We start from the raw sequence: 20460 nt of genomic DNA on the forward strand, positions 1-20460 counted from the left end.
CCGCAGGCACAGGCCTGCGGGTGCTGTGGGATCGCCGCGCACGCTCAGTTGCGCCCCCCCTCCTCGCGGTCGCGCCGGTGCGAGGGCCAGGCGCGCCCCTCTTCCCGCGACGGACGCTCGGGCCGGCCCTCGGGCGGGCGTGGCCGGTCCGGGCGCACCTGGGGACGGCCATCGCCATCGGGGCGCCATTGCGGTGGACGACCCTCTCCACGGTCCGGGCGGTCTGGGCGATCGGGCCGCACCTGGGGCGGGCGCGGTCCGTCATCAGGGCGCCAGAACGGCGGACGGGGCCGGTCGTCGGGGCGCACTTCGGGCCGCGAAGGCCAGGGCGCCGGGCGCACCGGCGGTGGCGGCGGCCGGAAATGGGGCCGCGGTGGTGGGGGCGGCACATAGTGGTAGCCGGGGGGTGCCCAGCGCCCAGGGCGCCAGTCATAGCGGTTGCCTGTCCAGAACCAGTCCCCGCCAATCCAGATGTAGTTGGGCGCGGGTGCCACAGTGCGGTACTCGACGCGCGGGGGTGGCGGATAGCCATAGGTGGTGTAGACCGTGGTGCTGGAGTAACCATAGTCGGCATAGCCGTCATCCACCGGAGCCACCACGCAGCCACTGAGTAGAGCCACCGCCCCTGCCACACCCAGCGCCGCCCAGCCGCGCGGGCTGAAGCGGGTCCATCGCACAGAGGAATCAGTCCATCGCATAGCAGCTCCTAACAAGGTGACACATTCCATAACGCAAAACCCCGGCACCATGCTGACCGGGGTTCTTGTCGAAGCTGTAAAGCGCGGGTAAAGAAGCCGCGCAAGATGTGTCGGCGCAGGCAGGGCCGACACATCGCACGCCTCAGTGGCTGTTTTGCAGCGCAGCAATGCGCTCTTCGATGGGCGGGTGGCTGGAGAACAGCTTGCCGATGCCACCGGTGATGCCCATGGCCTGCATGCTCTTGGGCAGCTCGCCGGGCACCATGCCGCCCAGGCGCGCCAGGGCGTTCACCATGGGCTGCTTGCGGCCCATCAGCTGGGCGGCGCCGGCGTCGGCGCGGAACTCGCGTTGGCGCGAGAACCAGGCGACGATCATGGCGGCCACGAAGCCCAGCAGGATGTCCATGACGATGGTGGTCACGTAGTAGCCAATGCCGGGGCCGGAGCTTTCGGAATCGCCCTTGCGCAGGAAGCTGTCCACGGCATAGCCGATGACGCGCGACAGGAAGACCACGAAGGTGTTCATCACGCCCTGGATCAGCGTCATGGTCACCATGTCGCCGTTGGCGATGTGGGCCACCTCGTGGCCGATCACGGCCTCGACCTCTTCGCGCGTCATGCCCTGCAGCAGGCCGGTGGACACGGCCACCAGGGCGCTGTTCTTGAAGGCGCCGGTGGCGAAGGCGTTCGGCTCACCCTCGTAGATCCCGACTTCGGGCATGCCAATGCCGGCCTTGTCGGCGAACTTGCGCACGGTGTCCACGATCCAGGCTTCGTCGGCGTTGCGGGGCTGCTCGATCACGTGCACGCCCGAGCTCCACTTGGCCACGGGCTTGGAAATCAGCAGCGAGATGATGGCGCCGCCAAAGCCCATGATGAAGGCAAAGCCCAGCAGCGCACCCAGGTTCAGGCCGTTGGAGGTCAGGAAGCGGTTCACGCCCAGCAGGCTGGCCGTGATGCCCAGCACCGCCACCACGGCAATGTTGGTCAACAGAAAAAGAGCGATTCGTTTCATTGTGAGTTTCTCCACCAGGGGAAATCGGGCCGATGGCCCACAGCCTGCCAGTTGGGGGCGCTGGCAGCCAGATTCAAGCGCTTGTCACCAGTCCCAGGCTCCGATGTTGTCGTGATCTTATGGAGTGCCTGCCGCGCGATGTATAGGAGTCATCATAGAAGGAAAAGTTCGCCGACACGGCCTGCTGACAGCATCGTCCTACTTGCCGGGCGCAGGCAGTTCCACAAAGCGTTTGTCGCGCACGGCCACGCGCGAGGTGCCCTCGTCGCGCAGCTCGAACATCTGGGTGGCCGCCAGCAGTTTGGTCAGGGTGGCATAGCCGTAGTTGCGTGCATCGAAGGGCAGCTTGTTACCGATGTGCGTGCCCACGGCGCCGACGCGGGCCCAGCCGCTTTCGTCCTGGGTGGCCTTGACGGCATCGCGCAGCATGGCGACCAGTTGGCGGTCCTGGCGCAGCTGCTGCGAGGGCACGCGCAGGCTGAAGCCGCAGGGCTGGGCCACATCCAGCGCCAGCGGCGCCCCGGCCGGCGCCGTGGTGGCCGGCTCGGGCACCGGCACGCCAGGCAGATCCAGGCTGTCGCCGGCCTCCGCCTCCTGCGCCAGGCTGCGGCGCTCGGCCCGGCTGGTGACGCCGTCGCCCAGCTCCGACAGCGCATCGAAGTACAGAAAGCGCGAACAGGCGTTGACGAAGGCCTTGGGCGTCTGGCTGGCCCCAAAGCCATAGACGGCAGCCCCCTTGGCGCGCAGGTGCATGACCAGCGGGGTGAAGTCGGCGTCGGAAGAGACGATGCCGAAGGCATCGGGCTTTTCGGTGTACAGCAGCTCCATGGCATCCACGGTCATGGCCATGTCGGTGGCGTTCTTGCCCTTGGAATAGTCGAACTGCTGCATGGGCCGCAGGGCGTACTCCAGCAGCTTGGACTGCCAGCCGTGCAGGCCGGGCTTGGTCCAGTTGCCATACGCGCGGCGGGTGTTGATGACGCCGAAAGTGGACAGCTCGGTCAGGATTTCATCGATCATCTCCGACGGGGCGTTGTCGGCATCGATCAAGAGGGCGATTCGCGGCTGGACATCGGTGGGCATGCAGGCACTCCTTGGACTGCTGCACAGCCTACCCGAGCCGCTGCGGCTTGCCAATACAAAAAAAGGAGCTGCTTGCGCAGCTCCTTGCTGGTTTTTAGCATGCTTTGCGCCTGAATTCCTTGCGAATCCAGCGCAGGCCGCTTCTCTTTTTTCAGTCCAGCAGCTTCCAGGGCAGGGCTTCACCGAAGCGCAGCGGCTTGAGCTGGGCCCCTTCGCCGTACTCGAAGCTGGCGGGCGGGGTCCAGCTTTCCTTGACCAGGGTGATGGTGTCGGTGTTGCGCGGCAGGCCGTAGAAGTCCGCGCCATGGAAGGAGGCAAAGGCTTCCAGCTTGTCCAGGGCGCCCGCGTTGTCAAACACCTCGGCGTACATCTCGATCGCCGCGTGGGCGCTGTAGCAGCCGGCGCAGCCCGTGGCCGCTTCCTTCAGGTGGGCGGCATGGGGCGCGCTGTCGGTGCCCAGGAAGAACTTCTTGCTGCCGCTGGTGGCGGCCTGCACCAGGGCCAGGCGGTGGGTTTCGCGCTTGAGCACCGGCAGGCAGTAGAAGTGCGGGCGCACGCCGCCCAGGAAGATGGCGTTGCGGTTGAACAGCAGGTGCTGGGGGGTGATGGTGGCGCCCAGGAAGTCGTCGGCGGCGGCCACGTACTCGGCCGCTTCCTTGGTCGTCACGTGCTCCATGACGATCTTCAGTTCAGGAAAATCCTGGCGCAGGGGCCGGAGCTGCTGCTCGATGAACACCGCCTCGCGGTCGAACAGGTCGATGCTGGGGTCGGTCACTTCGCCGTGCACCAGCAGCACCAGGCCTTCGCGCTGCATGGCTTCCAGCGTGGGGTAGATCTTGCGCAGGTCGGTCACACCATGGTCAGAATTGGTCGTGGCCCCGGCGGGGTACAGCTTGCAGGCCACCACGCCGGCGGCCTTGGCGCGCACGATCTCCTCGGGGCCCAGGTTGTCCGTCAGGTACAGCGTCATCAGCGGCTGGAAGCGGCTGCCGGCGGGCACGGCTGACAGAATGCGCGCGCGGTAGGCCAGCGCCATCTCGGCCGTGGTCACGGGCGGCTTCAGGTTCGGCATGATGATGGCGCGGCCCATCTGGCGGGCGCTGTGCGGCACCACGCAGCGCATGGCATCGCCATCGCGCACGTGCAGGTGCCAATCATCGGGACGGGTCAGGGTGAGGGTCGTGGGGGCAGTCATGGCCGTATTGTCCCATTGACTGCGGTCCTGCAGAAATCCTGCGCATGTGCATAATGAGAAGCACTCTCATTTAATAAAACCAGTATGACCACCGACGTGACCGCCCCTGCCCCCGCTTTCGAACGCGTGCGCCACCCCTTCAAGGCCCGCCACCTGCAACTGCTGTCGCGCGAGCAGATCAGCCCCGGCTTTCTGCGCCTGACCCTGGTGGGTGAGCTGCGCGACTTCGCCAGCGCAGGGTTTGACGACCACTTCAAGCTCATCCTGCCGCAGTCCGGCCTGGACAAGCCCCTGCTGCCCCAGTTGGTGGACGGCAAGCCCATGGTCGACGGCCCCCGCCCCACCATGCGCGACTACACGCCGCTGCGCTGGACCACCAACACCCTGACCGTGGACTTTGCCCTGCACGACCACGGCCCCGCCACCGAATGGGCCCGCACCGCCGCCATGGGTTCGTGGGTGGGCGCGGCCGGCCCGCGCGGCTCACTGGTCATCCGCAAGGACTTCAACTGGTACTGGATGCTGGCCGATGCCAGCGGCCTGCCGGCCGTCGAGCGCGCCCTGGCCGAGCTGCCCGCCAGCGCCCAGGTGACAGTGCGCCTGGCTGTGCCCGAGGCCGACCGCCGCGCCCTGCCCTCGCAGGCCCAGGTCGACCTGCAGTGGGTGGATGCACTGACCGATGCGGCCGAGGCACTGGCACTGCCCGAGGGCAGCGGCTTTGTCTGGGCCGCCGGCGAACACAGCGACATGGCGGCCCTGCGCAAGATCGCCCTGGCCAAGGGTGCCGCGCCCAAGCGCATGCGCATCGCCGCCTACTGGAAGCACGGCGAAGTCGCGCACCACGCCGAGCTGGCCGACCAGGACTGATGCAGCAACCATAGCAATCAGCGCAGGCTTCATAAGCTCTGCAGGCCTTTTAGGTCATGAAAAAAGCCGCTGGTGACAGCGGCTTTTGGGGTGCCTGGGGCCAGGGGCCTGCACTCAGTGCTGCAGGATCTTGCCCAGAAAGTCCTTGGTGCGGGGTTGGCGCGCATCGGGATTGCCAAAGAAGTCTTCCTTGGTGCAGTCCTCCAGGATCTTGCCGCCCACGTCCATGAAGATCACGCGGCTGGCCACCTTCTTGGCGAAGCCCATTTCGTGCGTCACGCACATCATGGTCATGCCATCGTGCGCCAGGCTCACCATCACGTCCAGCACTTCGCCCACCATCTCGGGGTCCAGCGCCGACGTGGGCTCGTCGAACAACATCACGTTCGGGTCCATGGACAGCGCACGGGCAATCGCCACGCGCTGCTGCTGGCCACCCGACAGCTGGCCGGGCACCTTGTCCTTGTGCGCCATCAGGCCCACGCGGTCCAGCATCTTCAGGCCACGCACTTTGGCTTCGTCGGGGCTGCGGCCCAGCACCTTGATCTGGGCGATCGTCAGGTTCTCGGTCACCGTCAGGTGGGGGAACAGCTCGAAGTGCTGGAACACCATGCCCACGGTGGAACGCAGCTTGGGCAAGTTGGTCTTGGGGTCGTGCACGGGCGTGCCGTTCACCCAGATCTCGCCCTTCTGGATAGGCTCCAGCGCATTGATGGTCTTGATCAGCGTGGACTTGCCGGAGCCGGAGGGGCCGCACACCACCACCACTTCACCCTTTTTGATGTGGGTGGAGCAGTCGTTGAGCACCTGGAAGCTGCCGTACCACTTGGAGACGTTCTTGAGTTCGATCATGAATAAATCCTCAATCTTGCAGAGCGCACATCAACGGATGATGGCGATCTTCTTGTGCAGGCGCTTGACCCCGTAGGACAGGGCAAAGCAGATCACAAAGTAAATAACGGCGGCGGCCAGATAGGCTTCCATCGGGCGACCAAAGTTCTTGCCGGCCACTTCGAAGCCCTTGAGCATGTCGTAGGCACCGATTGCGTACACCAGGGACGTGTCCTGGAACAGGATGATGGTCTGCGTCAGCAGCACCGGCAGCATGTTGCGGAAGGCCTGGGGCAGCACCACCAGACGCATGTTCTGCCCATAGGTCATGCCCAGGGCCTGGCCGGCAAACACCTGACCACGCGGCACGGACTGGATGCCCGCACGCATGATCTCGGAGAAGTAGGCCGCCTCGAAGGCAATGAAGGTGATGATGGCCGACATCTCGGCGCCGATCGGCTTGCCGATCACCAGCGGCACCAGCAGAAAGAACCACAGGATCACCATCACCAGCGGGATGGAGCGCATGCCGTTGACGTAGATGGTGGCAGGCAGATCCAGCCACTTCTTGCCCGACAGCCGCATCAACGCCAGCACCGTGCCGAAGAAGATGCCGCCCAGGGTGGCGATGACGGTCAGCATCAGGCTGAAACCCAGGCCCTTGATCACGAAGTTGCTGATCAGGTCCCAGTTGTAAAACGACCAGTCCAAAGAGAAATTCATGGTTTAGTGCCCTCCCGCCGCACCGGGCGCCACCAGACCAGGCACACGCACGCGCTTTTCAATGAAGGCCATGATGCGGTTGATGGTGAAGGCCGAGACGATGTACAGGCCGGTCACCGCCAGATAGACCTCGATGCCGCGACCCGTTTCTTCCTGTGCCTGCATGGCGAACATGGTCAGCTCGGTCACCGACACCGCAAACGCCACCGACGAGTTCTTGAAGATGTTCATCGTCTCGCTGGTCAGCGGCGGAATGATGATGCGGAAGGCATTCGGCAGCAGCACGTAGCGGTAGGTCTGCCAGGTGGTGAACCCCATGGCCATGCCCGCATAGCGCTGCCCGCGTGGCAGCGCCTGGATGCCGGAGCGCACCTGCTCGGCAATACGCGCCGAAGTGAAAAAGCCCAAGGCCAACACCACCAGCACAAAGCCCGAGACGGACTTCATCGCCGGGAAGATGGACGGCACCACGTGGTACCAGATAAAAATTTGCACCAGCAACGGGATATTGCGGAAAAACTCCACCCACGCATTGCCGAAACGCACCGTCCAGGGACGGTTTTCCAAGGTACGCAAGGTACCGATCACCACACCCACCACCAAAGCCAGCACCAGCGCCAGCAGGGACACGGACACGGTCCAGCCCCAGGCCGACAGCATCCAGTCCAGGTAGGTGATGTCGCCGTCCTTGCCAAAACAGCCTTCGCGCACCGTGCGGTCCAGCGTGTCCTCGCAGAACATTTGCCAATCCCAATTCATAGGATTTCCTTCCAGTTAACCACCTTATGCCCGTCTATGACAGGCCCTCCAACGGAAAACGCCCCGGCCCGCAAGATGCAGGTGGGGCGCATCCCGTCGGCTAAGAATTACTTGTTGTAATCTTCCTTAGGCTTGTTGTTGGGGTTGTTCCAAGCATTCTTGGTGGCTTCCGACAGGGGCAGACCCACTGCCACGTTGGCTGGAGGAATAGGCTGGATGAACCACTTGTCCCACAGCTTGGCCAGCGTGCCATCCTTGACCTGGCGGGCGATCGAGTCATTCACAGCCTTCAGGAAGGCGGGATCGTTCTTGCGCACCATACAGGCGATCGGCTCGGTGGACAGGGGCTCACCCACGATCTTGAAGTCCTTGGCATTCTTGGACTTGGAGATGTTGCCCGCCAAGATGGAGCCATCCATCACGAACGCATCGGCACGGCCGGTTTCCAGCAGCAGGAAGCTGTCGGCGTGGTCCTTGCCCATGATGTTCTTGAACTCGATGCCTTCGGCGCGCTTGTTCTGGCGCAGCAGCTGCACCGAGGTCGTGCCCGTGGTGGTGGCCACGGTCTTGCCGTTCAGGTCCTTGACATCGTTGATGCCGGAGTTGGCCTTCACGGCGATGCGCACCTGCTCCACGTAGGTGGTGTTGGCGAAGTCCACGTCCTTCTGACGGTTCAGGTCATTGGTGGTGGAGCCGCACTCCAGGTCCACGGTGCCATTCACCACCAGCGGAATACGGTTTTGCGACGTCACGGGCTGGTACTTGGTTTCCAGCTTGGACAGGCCCAGTTGCTTGCGCAGGTCGGAAGCGATGTTTTCCGCCATCTCGGTGTGGAAGCCCACGTACTTGCCATCGCCCAGGGTGTAACCCAGTGCACCCGAAGATTCGCGCACACCCAGGGTGATGGTGCCCGACGATTTCACCTTGGCCAATGTGTCGTTGGCCTGCGCCATGGCGCTACCAGCAGCCAATGCCATCACAGCCACGGCCAGCAAATGTTTCTTCATTCAGTGCTCCTCAGATTTACTAGAGACAACGCAATCTCATGCAGCCGACAGCTTACGCATGAGGTCATGCACAATGTACATAATCTGCCACAACTTGTCAGCTACGCGACAGACTTTTCCGCCACCCGGCTTAGCCAAGCGGAATGACTTCCATCCTAAAAGGTATGCACCAATTTGAAGAAGAAGTTTGATGCGGAGAAACACCTAGAACAGGCAGTTTTCTTGCATCCAGACCGCGGACCAATGAAAAAAAGCGACGTTCCCGGCCTCGGGAAAGTCGCTTTTTTCTCGGGAGGCACTGTCGCAAATGCAAGCAATACCTGTGCCAACTCTTAGAGCAAGAACCTCACTGCGCCTTGGCCTTCTCCAGCCCTTCGGCCTGGGATTGCAGGAAGCTCCACAGGGCCTGGACCACGCTCTTGGCGCCGTCCTTGCCAGTGGGCTTTTCCCGGTAGGCCAGCACATCCATGGGCAGCTGGAACTTCTGCGACCCCTCGGGCACGGCACTGACCAGGCGGCCGGACTGCAGCTCGTTGCGCACCGCGCTGTACGGCAGGAAGGCCACGCCGTGGCCCTCGATGGCCATGGCCTTGAGGCCTTCGGCCATGTCGGTTTCGTAGACCCGCTCCAGGTGCACCGGCATGGATGCCTCCTTGAGCAGCAATTCGGTCAGGCGCCCCAGGTAGGCACCCGGGCCGTAGGCCAGGAACGGCAGGGGTTCGCTGGCATGGCCCGGCAGCATGAACAGGGGCTTGCCATTGGCATCGGGCTTGGCATACGGCGCCAGCAACTCTTCACCCAGGCGCACCATTTCATAGCGCGCCATGTCCAGCTGGAAAGGCTGGGAGCTGTGGTGGTAGGCGATCAGCAGGTCACAGCCGCCTTCAACTAGGCGCATCACCGCATCGTGGACGTTGAGGGCGATCAGGCGGCTCTTGAAGGAGCCGAACTGCTCCTGCACCTGCGACACCCAGGCCGGGAAGAAGGTGAAGGCCAAGGTGTGCGGCACGGCAAAGCCGACCATGCCCTTGTCGCTGCTGGCATGGGCCCGCAGCATGGAGCGCGTGCTCTGCAGGGACTGCAGCATCTCCAGCGCCTGGTCGTACATGGTCTTGCCCGCCGACGTCAGCCGCGTGGGGTAAGAGCTGCGATCCACCAGGTCGGTCCCGGCCCAGGCCTCCAGCGCCTGGATACGGCGCGAGAAAGCTGGCTGCGTGACGTGGCGCAACTGGGCAGAGCGGCTGAAGCTGCGCGTTTCAGCCAGACTGACAAAATCTTCAAGCCATTTGGTTTCCATGCCCCTGATTATCGCCTTGCCGTAGCCTGACACCCTAGGGCCACCCGCATAGCCAAGGGCTGCGAAAGTCTCAATAATGCGTTTCGAGTTCTCGCTGCCATCCGTGCTAGGGCTCAGCGTCCGGCTGTGCGTGCACAACACCGACAGGACCGGAATCGCACTAGCGTTTGCCTTGCTTTTGTTCACGATTCCGCGACATGTCCGAACCTTCCCACAGCCCGGCCCCACAGGCCGAAGGCCCCGAGCAGCCACGTGCCCTGCGCATTGAAGACTGGCTCACCGTCATCATCATGGCCTTGCTGGCCCTGATCACCTTCGCCAACGTCCTGGTGCGTTATTTCACCGACGCCTCGTTTGCCTGGACCGAGGAAATCTCCATCTTCCTGATGATCCTGCTGGCCATGGTGGCCGGCAGTGCCGCCGTCGCCCGCGACCAGCACATCCGCATCGAATTCCTGACCAGCCGCGGCACTGCTGCACGAAAACAGCTTCTAGCCCGCCTGGGATCTGCGTCAGTAGCTCTGCTTTTTGCTTTGATTGCGGCACTCAGCGCGCGCGTCGTCTGGGACGACTGGCGCTATGAGGAAACCTCGCCCGGCATCGGTGTGCCGCAGTGGTGGTATTCCGTGTGGCTGCCGATCTGCTCGCTGGCCATCACGGCACGGGCCATCGGCCTGTTCCGGCGCCAGGGCCGCCTGGCGCAGTTCGAGGAAGTAGCCACCGAAGAGCAGGAGTCCGCATGATCGCTGCCCTGCTGTTCGTGGCCTTTCTGGTCCTGATGTTCCTGGGCGTGCCGATCGGCGCGGCCCTGGGCCTGGCGGGTGCGGCCTGCATTGCGCTGGCCAACCTGGATGTGCAATGGTTCGGCCTGCTGGCCGTGCCGCAGAACTTCTATGCCGGCCTGGGCAAGTACCCGCTGCTGGCCATCCCCATGTTCGTGCTGGTGGGGTCCATCTTCGACCGCTCCGGTGTGGCCGCGCGGCTGGTGAACTTTGCGATTGCCATCGTCGGCCGTGGCCCCGGCATGCTGCCGCTGGTGGCGATTGCCGTGGCCATGTTCCTGGGCGGCATCTCCGGCTCCGGCCCGGCCAATGCCGCCGCCGTGGGTGGGGTGATGATTGCGGCCATGTACCGGGCCGGCTACCCCGGGAGCTTCTCGGCCAGCGTGGTCGGCGCCGCCGCCGCCACGGACATCCTGATCCCGCCCTCCGTGGCGTTCATCATCTACTCGGTGCTGGTGCCCGGCGCCTCGGTGCCGGCGCTGTTTGCGGCCGGCATGATCCCCGGCATCCTGGCCGGCCTGGCCCTGGTCGTACCCGCCGTGTGGATGGCGCGCCGCCACAAGATGGGCCACCTCGAAGCCGATCTGCCGCGCCCCGCGCTGTGGCAAAGCTTCAAGGAGGCCATCTGGGGTCTGGCGGCCCCGGTGCTGATCCTGGGCGGCATGCGCGCCGGCTGGTTCACCCCCACCGAGGCGGCCGTGGTCGCCGTCTTCTACGGCCTGTTCGTGGGCATGTGCATCCACCGCACCATCGGCGTGCGCGACCTGTTCCCCATCCTGCGCGAGGCGGGCGAGCTGTCGGCCGTGATCCTGCTGGTGGTGTCGCTGGCGGGCATCTTCGCTTTCTCGCTGTCCACGCTGGGCGTGATCGATCCGGTGGCCAAGGCCATCGTGCATTCGGGCCTGGGCGAGTACGGCGTGCTGATGCTGCTGATCCTGCTGCTGATCACCGTGGGCATGTTCCTGGACGGCATCTCCATCTTCCTGATCTTCGTGCCGCTGCTGCTGCCCATCATGCAGCACTACGGCTGGGACCCCGTGTGGTTCGGTGTGATCCTGACGCTGAAGGTGGCCCTGGGCCAGTTCACGCCGCCGCTGGCCGTGAACCTGATGGTGTCCTGCCGCATCGCCGGCGTGCCCATGGAATCCACCGTGCGCTGGGTCATTCCGATGCTGATCGCCATGTTCCTGGTCATGCTGCTGGTGATTGCCTTCCCGCAGCTGGCGCTGTGGCTGCCGGCCCGACTGGGCTACTGAGCCCCCTGCTTTCCCCCGAGTGCTTGCAAAAACCCAACCCAAGAGGAGACAACCCATGCAACTGCGTACCTTTCTGACGGCCTCGGCCGCTGCCGCCACCCTGCTGGCCCTGGGCGTGCCTGCGCACGCCCAGGCGCCCGCCAACTACAAGAGTGAGTACCGCCTGTCCGTGGTGCTGGGCACGGCCTTCCCCTGGGGCAAGGGCGCGGAAATCTGGGCCGACAAGGTGCGCGAACGCACCCAGGGTCGCATCAACATCAAGCTCTATCCCGGCACCTCCCTGGTCCAGGGCGACCAGACGCGCGAATTCAGCGCCATCCGCCAGGGCGTGATCGACATGGCCGTGGGCTCCACCATCAACTGGTCGCCCCAGGTCAAGGCGCTGAACCTGTTCTCGCTGCCCTTCCTGTTCCCCGACTATGCGGCCGTGGATGCCGTGGTCCAGGGCCAGGTCGGCCAGGAAATCTTCAAGACCATCGACAAGGCCGGCGTGCTGCCCCTGGCCTGGGGCGAGAACGGCTACCGCGAGATCTCCAACTCCAAGAAGGCCATCAGCAAGCCCGAAGACCTCAAGGGCATGAAGATCCGCGTGGTCGGCTCGCCGCTGTTCCTGGACACCTTCACCGCCCTGGGCGCCAACCCCACACAGATGAGCTGGGCCGACGCCCAGCCCGCCATGGCCAGCGGCGCCGTGGACGGCCAGGAAAACCCCGTGTCCGTGTACATGGCGGCCAAGCTGAGCACCGTGGGCCAGAAGTACATGACGCTGTGGGGCTACATGAACGACCCGCTGATCTACGTGGTGAACAAGGACGTGTGGGCCAGCTGGACCCCGGCCGACCAGGCCATCGTCAAGCAGGCCGCGCTGGATGCCGCCAAGGAGCAGATCGCCATCTCCCGCAAGGGCATGAGCGAGGCCGACAAGCCCCTGGTCAAGGAACTGACCGCCCAGGGCGTGACCGTGACCGACCTGAGCCCCGCGCAGCGCAAGGTGTTTGCCGACGCCACCAAGAGCGTCTACACCAAGTGGAAGCCGCAGATCGGCACCAACCTGGTGGACATGGCCGAAAAGGCGATTGCCGCACGCAAGCAGTGATGCATTCCGGGGCCTGACCGGCCCCGCTTGCACGGCGCAGACCCACGCACGGTCTGCGCCGTTTTTTTATGCCCGCCCCGCACGCACCTGTGCCCGCAGGGGCAGCGCAGGCCGGGGCATGCGCCGGCTCACGCCGCCAGCACGGCAGCCAGGGCCAGGGCGGCCGGCACGGTCTGGATGAACAGGATCTTTTTGGACGCCGTCATCGCGCCATAGACCCCGGCGACCATGACGCAGACCAGAAAGAAGACCTGGAAGGCCAGCCCTTCGGCGCCCATGCACAGGCCCGTGATCAGCCCCGCGGCCAGGAAACCGTTGTACAGCCCCTGGTTGGCCGCCAGCACCTTGGTCTGCTGGGCCTGCTCCTGCGTCATGCCGAATGCCCGGCGGCCCTGGGGCTTGGTCCACAGAAACATCTCCAGCACGAGGATGTAGAGGTGCAAGATCGCCACCGCGGCGACGAGGAAACTGGCCAGCCATTGCATGTGTGAGGCTCCCGATGTGTGTAGTGATGGTGGAGGCCCCTGGGCCGTGCCCCGCAGGGGCGCCCATGGGGCAACGGGCGCACGCCGGCGCCGGGGTCCGCCATCTTAGGGGCGCTGCCTGCACAGCACCAGCCGGGTTGCCACGGAGCACGCGGCCCGCGCACCGCGCCATCGGGACTGGCGCCCCCCGTCACACAGTCCAGCGACATCAAGAAAAATAGCTATCTGCGCAGGATGGACCTGGGCCAGCGGCCTTTTTGGCGCCCATCCTCACGCCGCCTGGATCAGCGGCGCTTCCCCCATCAGCAGCTGCTGCTGGCGCGCCGCTTCATGGCCTTCGCCCAGCAGCAGCACATGGCGCAGGCCCTGGATGATGCTGTGCGAAAAGCCCAGGTCGTTCATCAGCGAGCTGACCGTCAGACTGTCCAGCAGCCCGCCGCGGATGGCCGCGAACAGGTGCTTGCGGAACTGGGTGTCGAAGGCGGCGATGCGCTCGTCCATGGCCTGCAACTGCGCCGCCCATTCGGGCTCGGGCATGTCGGAGACGCTGAGCATGCGCATGTCCCGCAGCGTCTGCAGCATGTGCAGGCGCAGCTCCAGGTAGCTGCTGCGGGCCGGGGCATCGTCGGGACCCTGCAGGTAGTGGTGCATGTTGCGCTGCAGGCGGTGGGCGTCCTTGACGGCTTCCACCAGCTGGAAGGCCGCGACCTGGCTGTTGTGCCAGTAGTCCTGCTGCACGCCATCCATGGGCAGGACCATGCTGCCCATGAATTCCAGCAAATCGGCGTACACCCCCTTGATGTGGGTCTTGTAGAGCAGGTCGGCATTGATGGCCTGCTGCTGCAGGCGCAGGCGCAGCTCGGGATCCTCGCGCTCCAGCGGCGCCTGCAGGCTTTGCACCGGCGCGTACAGCGCGTGGGCCACCACTTCCAGCCCCAGGCGGCCCATGTGCTGCAGCTCCTTGGACACCGCGCTGCAGGCACTCTCGACCGACTGCAGCGCGGCAGGCTGCAGGTAGCGGGCGCGCGTAGTCTGCGCCACCTGCTCGGTGTGCGTGGCAATCAGTACCTCGGGCTCCTGCAGGTCCGGCAGCCAGCGCTCCAGCGCCCGCGCCAGTTGGCGCTGCAGGGGCCAGAACACCAACACCCCCATGACGTTGAACAGGGTGTGGAACATAGCCAGCTGGATCAGCGGGTTGTCGCCCAGGCCCACGGCCGCGGCCGTCTGCTGCACCCCCCAGGTCATGGGCGCCAGCAGCAGAAAGGCGATCACCGCCGTGGTGCAGTTGAACACCACGTGCGCCAAGGCCAGCCGCTGGCCTGGGCGTGCGCTGCCGATCATGCCCATGACGGCCGTGGACACGGCCGAGCCGACGTTGGAGCCAATCGCGATCGCCAGGGCCTGGGGCAGCTCCAGCTGCTGGTTGGCCAGAGCGGCCAGGGTCAGCATCAGGGTCGCGTGGCTGGACTGCAGCACCACCGTGATCAGCGTGCCCACCCCAACGAACAGCAGCGCGCCACGCACGCCTTCGGCGCTGTAGCGGTTCAGCTGCAGATCCCCGAAGCTGGAGAAGCCCTGCTTGATCTCGTCAATCCCCAGGAAGATCAGTGAAATGCCCAGCAGGAAGCGGCCGATGGCCTTGCCCTTGTCGCCGGCAAAGCCCAGCAGCACGCCGAACACCAGCAGGGGCATGGCCAGCGGCGCCATGCTCAGGTTCTGCCCGGCCATGGCCAACAGCCAGATGCCGCTGGTGGCCCCCAGATTGGCGCCGAACAGCACGGCAATGCTGCCCGCCAGCGTGATCAGCCCGGCGCTGAGGAAGGCGATCGTCAGCAGCGACACCAGGGTGCTGGACTGCAGCACAAAGGTGGCGGCGGTACCGAACAGCAGCCCCTTGAACGGCGTGGCCGTGCTTTGCGACAGCCAGCCCTCCAGCTTGCCCCCGGCCAGGCTTTTAAGGCCCTGCTCCAGGTTCTGCATGCCGAACAGGAACAGGGCCAGGCCCGCGCACAGCACCAGCCAGCCGTGGCTGAACCAGAACGACCAGGCCAGCGCCGCAAAAGCCAGGACGATCAGCGAATGTTTGGAATAAGCGGGAGGACTGAGCACATCACACCTTGGGCAGTCGTTAGAGGTAATGCCGCTACGGATCCTGCCGGGCACGCCGGCGGACCTGGGTGCCGCCACAGCGGACGCGAGCGGAACTGCGCAGTGTAGGTGGGCGCAGGGGCTTACACCGGCGTCACCAGCGGTTGGCCGGCGAAATGACGGTGCGCATTGTCCAGGAACAAATCCACCGTGGCCTGCACCGCCTCGGGCGACCAGCCCGCCACGTGCGGGGTCAGCACCACGTTGTCCAGGTCCAGCAACTCGGCGGGCGGCAGCGGTTCGCTTTCATACACATCCAGGCCGGCACCGGCCAGCGCCCCGGTGCGCAGGGCCTGCGCCAGGGCCGCGGTGTCCACCACCGAGCCGCGCGCAATGTTCACCACATAGCCTTGCGGCCCCAGCGCCGCGATCACCGGCGCATCCACCAGGTGCCGGGTCCCGGCGCCGCCGGGGGTGGCCACCAGCAGCACATCGGCCCACTGCGCCAGCGCCAGCACACTGTCGAAATAGGTGAAGTCCACGCCGTCCTTGGGGCGGCGGTTGTGGTAGCCCACGGGCATGTCAAAGGCCTGCGCGCGCCGCGCAACCTTCTGGCCGATGGTGCCCAGGCCCAGAATGCCCAGGCGCTTGCCGGAGACGTTGGGCGGCAGCGGGATGTCGTTGCGCCACACGCCCTGGCGTGTCAGTCGGTCCAGCCGCACCAGGCCACGCACGGCGGCGATCACCAGCCCGAAGGCGTGGTCGGCCACGCACTGGTCGTTGGTGCCGGCACCGTTGCTCACGGCGATGCCGTGGGCCCGGGCGTAGGCCACATCGATGTTTTCATAGCCGGCCCCCAGGGCCCCCACCCAGCGCAGCTGGGGCATGGCCTGCATCTGCGCCGCGCTCAGGCCGATGGCACCCACGGTCAGCACCGCCTGCACCCGGGGCCCGTGGGCGGCCAGCGCCTCAGCGCAGCGCACAGCATCCGGTGCATAGAGCACGTCGAAGGGCTGGGCAAGTTGGGACAGGTGGGCATCGGACAGAACGTGCAGCACCAACAACAGCGGCTTGGAGGCAGACATGGGCAATCGCAATCAGCAGTCAGGGGAAAACCAGCATTATTGGTGCTCCGCGCTTTGCTGCAGCGCCCACATTTGGGCATAGCGCCCGCCTTGTGCCAGCAAAGCAGCATGGGTGCCGCGCTCGACGATGCGGCCTGCGTCCATCACCAGGATCTCGTGGGCATCGACCACCGTGGACAGACGGTGCGCGATCACCAGCGTGGTCTTGCCCTGGGCGGCACTGGCCAGCTCCTGCTGGATGGCGCGCTCGGTGTGGCTGTCCAGGGCCGAGGTGGCCTCGTCAAAGATCAGGATGGGCGGGTTTTTCAGCAGGGTACGTGCAATCGCCACGCGCTGCTTTTCGCCGCCCGACAGCTTCAGGCCACGCTCACCCACCTTGGTGGCATAGCCCTGCGGGGTGGACTGGATGAAGTCGTGGATGCGCGCGGCCCGGGCGGCGGCCTCCACCTCGGCCTGCGTGGCGCCGGGGCGGCCATAGGCGATGTTGTAGGCCACCGTGTCGTTGAACAGCACCGTATCCTGCGGCACGATACCGATGGCGCGGCGCACGCTGTCCTGGGTGACCTGGCGGATGTCCTGGCCGGCGATGGTGATGCGGCCCGCCTGCACGTCATAGAAGCGGTACAGCAGCCGCGCCAGGGTGCTCTTGCCCGCGCCCGAGGCCCCCACCACGGCCACGGTGCGCCCGGCGGGCACGGTGAAGCTCACGCCCTGCAGGATGGGCCGTGCCGAGTCGTAGGCAAACTGCACGTCGTCAAAGCGCAACTCGGGCTGGCCCTGCAGTTGCAGGGGCTCCGCGCCCGGCGCATCGGCCACCTCGCGGGCCTGGTCCATCAGCACAAACATGCGCGACAGGTCCGCCAGGCTCTGCTTGATCTCGCGGTACAGCGTGCCCAGGAAGTTCAGCGGGATGTACAGCTGGATCATGAAGGCGTTGACCATGACGAAGTCGCCCAGCGTCATCTCGCCGGCCACCACGCCCTGCGTGGCGCGCCACAGCATGGCCACCAGGGCCGTGGCGATGATGAGCTGCTGCCCACCGTTGAGCAGGCTCAGCGAGCGCTGGCTCTTGAGGCGCACGCGCCGCAGCTCCTGCAGGTTCTCGTCGTAGCGGTGGGCCTCGAAGTCCTCGTTGTTGAAGTACTTGACGGTCTCGTAGTTCAGCAGCGCATCCACGGCCTTGGTGTGCGCGGCCGAGTCCTGCACATTCGCCGCGCGGCGGAACTGGGTGCGCCACTCCGTCAGCTTGACGGTGAAGGTGATGTAGCTGAGCAGTGCCACGGCCGTGATGGCAGCAAAGCCCCAGTCAAAGGTGAAGGCCAGAATGCCCAGCACCAGCAGCATTTCGATCAGCGTGGGCAGAATGCTGTAGAGTGAGTACGAGACCAGCGATTCGGTGCTGCGCACGCCGCGCTCGATGTCGCGCGTCATGCCGCCGGTCTGGCGCTCCAGGTGGAAGCGCAGGCTCAGGGCATGCAGGTGGCGGAAGGTGGTCAGGGCGATGGAACGCGCCGCACCCTGCGTGGCCTTGGCGAACACCAGATCGCGCAGCTCGGTGAACAGCGAGGTGGAAAAGCGCAGCGCGCCGTAGGCCAGCAGCAGGCCCGCCGGTACCACCAGCAGCGCGCTGGCATCGCCGGGGCGCACGCCCAGGGCGTCGACCAACTGCTTGAGCAGCAGCGGCACGCCGACGTTCGCCAGCTTGGCACCCACCATGAACAGCAGCGCGGCCAGCACGCGCCATTTGTACTGCCACAGGTAGGGCAGCAAACGGCGCAGGGCGGACCATTCGGCGGCATTAGCCACGTTGGAAGCTGAGGGTTGTGGGGAGGCTGTTTCACCGCTGCGACGCATGGGGGACAATTCCGGGTTGTTTTTGTTCCCGGATTGTCTCCCATGCCCCGTTCCCCAGACTTACCCAGCGTTGCACTGCCCACGGACAAAGAGTTGGTGCTCAAGGTCGTTCCCATGCCCGGGGACTGCAATGCCAACGGGGACATCTTCGGTGGCTGGGTCATGTCGCAGGTCGACCTGGCCGGCTGCGTGCTGGCCATGCGCCTGGCCGGCGGCAACCGCATGGCCACCGTGGCCGTGAAGGAATTCATCTTCAAGCAGCCCGTGCGCGTGGGCGACGTGCTCTCGTTCTACTCCTGCGTCACGCGCGTGGGCCGCACCTCGGTGACGGTGGATGTCGAGGTGTTTGCCGAACGCATGACCCACCAGGGCGAGTACGTGAAGGTGACCGAAGCCGTGTTGACCTACGTGGCCATCGACGCGCACGGCAACTCGCGCCCGCTGGACCTGCCCGCGGCCGATCCCGCGCCCGCCAGCCTGGTGCCCCAGGGCTGACCCACCACCACCCGGCAAAAAAGCCCGGTACGTGACCGCACCGGGCTTTGTGCATGGGGCTGGCATGGCCCCAGGCGCCGCTCAGGCGACGGCGATCTGCGCGGCCGGCTTGGCGGCCGGTGCGCTGACGGGTGCACGCTCGGTGCGGCTGCCCACGCCCACCTCGACCTCACCGGCCAGTTGGCCACCCTCTTCGACCACCAGCTTGCCGTAGCGGATCTTGCCGCTGACCTTGCCGGTGCTGTGGATCACCAGCTTCTGGCGCACGGTCAGGGCGCCGGTGAATTCGCCATGGATCTCGGCGATGTCGATCTCGGCCGAACCGTGGAAAGCCCCCTGCTGCGCGATGTGAATGACGCGCGAGTCCATGGTCGCCTCCACCGTGCCTTCCACCACCAGCGTGTCGCAGTCCGTGATCTCGACCCCCTTGAGCTTGATGTTGGGGCCCACGGTCAGCTTGCTGCCGCCCTGCTCGGCCACGGGACTGTCCGTGGTGGCGGGGGCGGCGCTGACCTCGGGGGCCACGGCACGGGGCTGCTGCGGCTCGGCCACTGGGGTGTGGCTGTTCAGGCCGTTGCCGGGAGTGCTGTTCAAGCTGCCGACCGTGCCAGGGCGGGTCGCAAAGTTCTGTGTGTCGCGCTTGGTGAAAAAGGGGTTGTTCACGGCCATGCATCCTCCTGATAGAAAGCCATGAGCTTAGAAAGCACCGCGCGCCACACCATCCCTCGTTTCGCAACATGCGTAAGCAAAGACTACGACCGTGGCGTCTGCTTACCGCTGTTGCCTGCGCACACACCCCTGGGCCATGCTGGCGCGTTCATGCCTGCGCAGGCCGACAGCGCAGCGGGGCGTGCTATGAAAAAAATCAGGAAACGATGTAGGCGGCCATGCCCGCCGACAGCAGCGCGCCATCGGCGCCCAAAAACTCCATGCGCGTCGTGCCCACGCGCGAGCCCAGGCGCAGCACCTCGGCCCGCAGCGTGAAGCGCTCGCCGATGCCGGGGCGCAGGTAGTCCACGCGCAGGTCGATGGTGCCGATCTTGGCAAAGCGCTGCATGCGCTGCAGCACCGGCTCGTCCATGTGCTTGGCGGCCAGGGCCACCATCAGCGCGATGCCGCCCATGGCATCCAGCCCGGCACTGATCGCGCCGCCGTGGATGCGGTTGTAGGCAAAGTGCCCCACCAACTGCGGCCGCATGTCGATGTGCGCCGTGACCTCGTTCGGGGTGATGTGGTCCAGCTTCAGGCCCAGCACCTGGTTGAAGCAGATCAGCTCCTCGGACAGCTGCTTGATGGCGGCGATGAACTCCGGCTCGAACGTCACGGGCGCGGCTTCGGTTTTTTTGGCATGCATGGTAACACTTCAAAAAGAAGAGCTGGTTGCGCACGATAAAAAAGGATTTCAGATAGAAAACACGCTGAAACCCTTGAAATACGTGCGCAGCAAGCTCATGAAACAGGATTCCCCCACACTCACCCACCGTGCGGCCTGCCACGGTGTCTGCGCCGGTTGCGGCACGGCGTGACGGCTCGCGGGCGTTGGGGCCGCTCCCGCGCTAAGCTCCACCGCCCGGCCTGTGCCCGCGGCGCTGGCAAGCACCGGCCCCGGTTGCAGGCCAGGCGTGCGCTTCACAAGGCAACGCTTGACGGCGTGGCCTAGAAAGCACTCACGGCCCGAGCGACTTCAGCATGGGCCAACATCGGACTGGCGTTGGGGGTGGGAACGCCACCTGTGACGAACCCAAGCCGGGACCCGCCAGACCCCGGTGTCCGCACGGCCTGCAATCCGCGTGTCTCTTGGGGTCAAAACGCTCACTGGCCGCACAGCGCGTGCCGCTCATGCG

At 65.5% G+C, this 20460-nt stretch carries 21 protein-coding genes; 6 read left to right on the forward strand and 15 right to left on the reverse strand.

All coding sequences use genetic code 11. The features are described from left to right. Positions 1-44: 44 nt before the first annotated feature. The 4 genes from FYM52_RS06415 to pyrC form a co-directional block, all read right to left on the reverse strand. Complete coding sequence (locus FYM52_RS06415) at positions 45-677, reverse strand: YXWGXW repeat-containing protein (protein ID WP_162524668.1); 633 nt, start codon at positions 675-677, stop codon at positions 45-47. Positions 678-840: 163 nt separating this feature from the next. Then, positions 841-1713 carry a protease HtpX gene (htpX, locus tag FYM52_RS06420; protein WP_154163502.1) on the reverse strand — a complete coding sequence of 291 codons (873 nt, stop codon included), beginning with the start codon at positions 1711-1713 and terminating at the stop codon, positions 841-843. A gap of 198 nt (positions 1714-1911) precedes the next feature. Continuing rightward, complete coding sequence (locus FYM52_RS06425) at positions 1912-2796, reverse strand: NYN domain-containing protein (protein ID WP_154163503.1); 885 nt, start codon at positions 2794-2796, stop codon at positions 1912-1914. Between the two features lie 151 nt (positions 2797-2947). Then, a complete protein-coding gene (gene pyrC / locus FYM52_RS06430) occupies positions 2948-3991 on the reverse strand; it encodes a dihydroorotase (protein WP_154163504.1) in 1044 nt (347 codons plus the stop codon). Between the two features lie 84 nt (positions 3992-4075). On the opposite strand from pyrC, the gene FYM52_RS06435 reads away from it, so the two are divergent. Then, positions 4076-4858, forward strand: a complete 783-nt coding sequence (locus FYM52_RS06435) for a siderophore-interacting protein (protein WP_154163505.1) — start codon at positions 4076-4078, stop codon at positions 4856-4858. 114 nt (positions 4859-4972) lie between these two features. On the opposite strand, the gene FYM52_RS06440 is transcribed toward FYM52_RS06435, so the two are convergent. From FYM52_RS06440 to FYM52_RS06460, 5 genes are all read right to left on the reverse strand, one after another. Continuing rightward, positions 4973-5710, reverse strand: coding sequence for an amino acid ABC transporter ATP-binding protein (locus tag FYM52_RS06440; RefSeq protein ID WP_154163506.1), 738 nt, complete (start codon positions 5708-5710; stop codon positions 4973-4975). A gap of 30 nt (positions 5711-5740) precedes the next feature. Next, positions 5741-6412 (reverse strand): amino acid ABC transporter permease, encoded by a 672-nt coding sequence (locus FYM52_RS06445; protein WP_154163507.1) that lies wholly within the window; start codon positions 6410-6412, stop codon positions 5741-5743. Between the two features lie 3 nt (positions 6413-6415). Then, on the reverse strand, positions 6416-7171 hold the full coding sequence (locus FYM52_RS06450) for an amino acid ABC transporter permease (RefSeq protein ID WP_042418090.1): 756 nt from the start codon (positions 7169-7171) through the stop codon (positions 6416-6418). 107 nt (positions 7172-7278) lie between these two features. After that, the gene (locus FYM52_RS06455) at positions 7279-8178 is read right to left on the reverse strand and encodes an amino acid ABC transporter substrate-binding protein (RefSeq protein WP_154163508.1); all 900 of its coding nucleotides are present in this window, start codon (positions 8176-8178) and stop codon (positions 7279-7281) included. A gap of 346 nt (positions 8179-8524) precedes the next feature. Continuing rightward, entirely contained in the window at positions 8525-9475 is a 951-nt protein-coding gene (locus FYM52_RS06460) for a LysR substrate-binding domain-containing protein (RefSeq protein WP_081770705.1), read from the reverse strand. Between the two features lie 197 nt (positions 9476-9672). On the opposite strand from FYM52_RS06460, the gene FYM52_RS06465 reads away from it, so the two are divergent. Genes FYM52_RS06465 through FYM52_RS06475 form a run of 3 tightly spaced genes read left to right on the forward strand, consistent with a single transcriptional unit; the run spans position 9673 to position 12609 of the window. After that, on the forward strand, positions 9673-10218 hold the full coding sequence (locus tag FYM52_RS06465) for a TRAP transporter small permease (protein WP_154163509.1): 546 nt from the start codon (positions 9673-9675) through the stop codon (positions 10216-10218). Further along, the gene (locus FYM52_RS06470) at positions 10215-11513 is read left to right on the forward strand and encodes a TRAP transporter large permease (RefSeq protein ID WP_154163510.1); all 1299 of its coding nucleotides are present in this window, start codon (positions 10215-10217) and stop codon (positions 11511-11513) included. Before FYM52_RS06465 ends, FYM52_RS06470 begins: the two co-directional genes overlap by 4 nt. A 55-nt stretch (positions 11514-11568) precedes the next feature. After that, complete coding sequence (locus tag FYM52_RS06475; protein ID WP_154163511.1) at positions 11569-12609, forward strand: DctP family TRAP transporter solute-binding subunit; 1041 nt, start codon at positions 11569-11571, stop codon at positions 12607-12609. 128 nt (positions 12610-12737) lie between these two features. Here the strand turns inward: FYM52_RS06475 and FYM52_RS06480 are convergent, their stop codons facing one another. The 4 genes from FYM52_RS06480 to FYM52_RS06495 form a co-directional block, all read right to left on the reverse strand. After that, on the reverse strand, positions 12738-13094 hold the full coding sequence (locus tag FYM52_RS06480; protein ID WP_174435618.1) for a DUF1304 domain-containing protein: 357 nt from the start codon (positions 13092-13094) through the stop codon (positions 12738-12740). 270 nt (positions 13095-13364) lie between these two features. Next, positions 13365-15203 carry a Na/Pi symporter gene (locus FYM52_RS06485; RefSeq protein ID WP_179954933.1) on the reverse strand — a complete coding sequence of 613 codons (1839 nt, stop codon included), beginning with the start codon at positions 15201-15203 and terminating at the stop codon, positions 13365-13367. Between the two features lie 122 nt (positions 15204-15325). Then, a complete protein-coding gene (locus tag FYM52_RS06490; protein WP_154163512.1) occupies positions 15326-16267 on the reverse strand; it encodes a 2-hydroxyacid dehydrogenase in 942 nt (313 codons plus the stop codon). Between the two features lie 36 nt (positions 16268-16303). Then, entirely contained in the window at positions 16304-18121 is a 1818-nt protein-coding gene (locus tag FYM52_RS06495; protein WP_154163513.1) for an ABC transporter ATP-binding protein/permease, read from the reverse strand. A 42-nt stretch (positions 18122-18163) separates the two neighbouring features. On the opposite strand from FYM52_RS06495, the gene FYM52_RS06500 reads away from it, so the two are divergent. After that, complete coding sequence (locus FYM52_RS06500) at positions 18164-18616, forward strand: acyl-CoA thioesterase (protein ID WP_043383025.1); 453 nt, start codon at positions 18164-18166, stop codon at positions 18614-18616. A gap of 81 nt (positions 18617-18697) precedes the next feature. Here the strand turns inward: FYM52_RS06500 and FYM52_RS06505 are convergent, their stop codons facing one another. Beyond that, entirely contained in the window at positions 18698-19285 is a 588-nt protein-coding gene (locus FYM52_RS06505; RefSeq protein WP_154163514.1) for a polymer-forming cytoskeletal protein, read from the reverse strand. A gap of 196 nt (positions 19286-19481) precedes the next feature. Beyond that, on the reverse strand, positions 19482-19970 hold the full coding sequence (locus FYM52_RS06510) for a thioesterase family protein (protein WP_154163515.1): 489 nt from the start codon (positions 19968-19970) through the stop codon (positions 19482-19484). Here FYM52_RS06510 and FYM52_RS06515 point away from each other — a divergent pair. After that, on the forward strand, positions 19969-20142 hold the full coding sequence (locus FYM52_RS06515) for a hypothetical protein (RefSeq protein ID WP_154163516.1): 174 nt from the start codon (positions 19969-19971) through the stop codon (positions 20140-20142). The two genes, FYM52_RS06510 and FYM52_RS06515, sit on opposite strands and share 2 nt — an antisense overlap. Positions 20143-20460: the final 318 nt, after the last annotated feature.

The organism is Comamonas sp. CAH-2 (assembly GCF_009668305.1).
Taxonomy (GTDB): domain Bacteria; phylum Pseudomonadota; class Gammaproteobacteria; order Burkholderiales; family Burkholderiaceae_C; genus Comamonas; species Comamonas aquatica.

Bases quoted from the DNA above. Each gene is read 5' to 3' on its own strand.
- htpX (WP_154163502.1), bottom strand. From the start codon at position 1,713: ATGAAACGAATCGCTCTTTTTCTGTTGACCAACATTGCCGTGGTGGCG.
- FYM52_RS06425 (WP_154163503.1), bottom strand. From the start codon at position 2,796: ATGCCCACCGATGTCCAGCCGCGAATCGCCCTCTTGATCGATGCCGAC.
- pyrC (WP_154163504.1), bottom strand. From the start codon at position 3,991: ATGACTGCCCCCACGACCCTCACCCTGACCCGTCCCGATGATTGGCAC.
- FYM52_RS06435 (WP_154163505.1), top strand. From the start codon at position 4,076: ATGACCACCGACGTGACCGCCCCTGCCCCCGCTTTCGAACGCGTGCGC.
- FYM52_RS06440 (WP_154163506.1), bottom strand. From the start codon at position 5,710: ATGATCGAACTCAAGAACGTCTCCAAGTGGTACGGCAGCTTCCAGGTG.
- FYM52_RS06445 (WP_154163507.1), bottom strand. From the start codon at position 6,412: ATGAATTTCTCTTTGGACTGGTCGTTTTACAACTGGGACCTGATCAGC.
- FYM52_RS06450 (WP_042418090.1), bottom strand. From the start codon at position 7,171: ATGAATTGGGATTGGCAAATGTTCTGCGAGGACACGCTGGACCGCACG.
- FYM52_RS06455 (WP_154163508.1), bottom strand. From the start codon at position 8,178: ATGAAGAAACATTTGCTGGCCGTGGCTGTGATGGCATTGGCTGCTGGT.
- FYM52_RS06460 (WP_081770705.1), bottom strand. From the start codon at position 9,475: ATGGAAACCAAATGGCTTGAAGATTTTGTCAGTCTGGCTGAAACGCGC.
- FYM52_RS06465 (WP_154163509.1), top strand. From the start codon at position 9,673: ATGTCCGAACCTTCCCACAGCCCGGCCCCACAGGCCGAAGGCCCCGAG.
- FYM52_RS06470 (WP_154163510.1), top strand. From the start codon at position 10,215: ATGATCGCTGCCCTGCTGTTCGTGGCCTTTCTGGTCCTGATGTTCCTG.
- FYM52_RS06475 (WP_154163511.1), top strand. From the start codon at position 11,569: ATGCAACTGCGTACCTTTCTGACGGCCTCGGCCGCTGCCGCCACCCTG.
- FYM52_RS06480 (WP_174435618.1), bottom strand. From the start codon at position 13,094: ATGCAATGGCTGGCCAGTTTCCTCGTCGCCGCGGTGGCGATCTTGCAC.
- FYM52_RS06490 (WP_154163512.1), bottom strand. From the start codon at position 16,267: ATGTCTGCCTCCAAGCCGCTGTTGTTGGTGCTGCACGTTCTGTCCGAT.
- FYM52_RS06495 (WP_154163513.1), bottom strand. From the start codon at position 18,121: ATGCGTCGCAGCGGTGAAACAGCCTCCCCACAACCCTCAGCTTCCAAC.
- FYM52_RS06500 (WP_043383025.1), top strand. From the start codon at position 18,164: ATGCCCCGTTCCCCAGACTTACCCAGCGTTGCACTGCCCACGGACAAA.
- FYM52_RS06505 (WP_154163514.1), bottom strand. From the start codon at position 19,285: ATGGCCGTGAACAACCCCTTTTTCACCAAGCGCGACACACAGAACTTT.
- FYM52_RS06515 (WP_154163516.1), top strand. From the start codon at position 19,969: ATGGTAACACTTCAAAAAGAAGAGCTGGTTGCGCACGATAAAAAAGGA.
- FYM52_RS06510 (WP_154163515.1), bottom strand. From the start codon at position 19,970: ATGCATGCCAAAAAAACCGAAGCCGCGCCCGTGACGTTCGAGCCGGAG.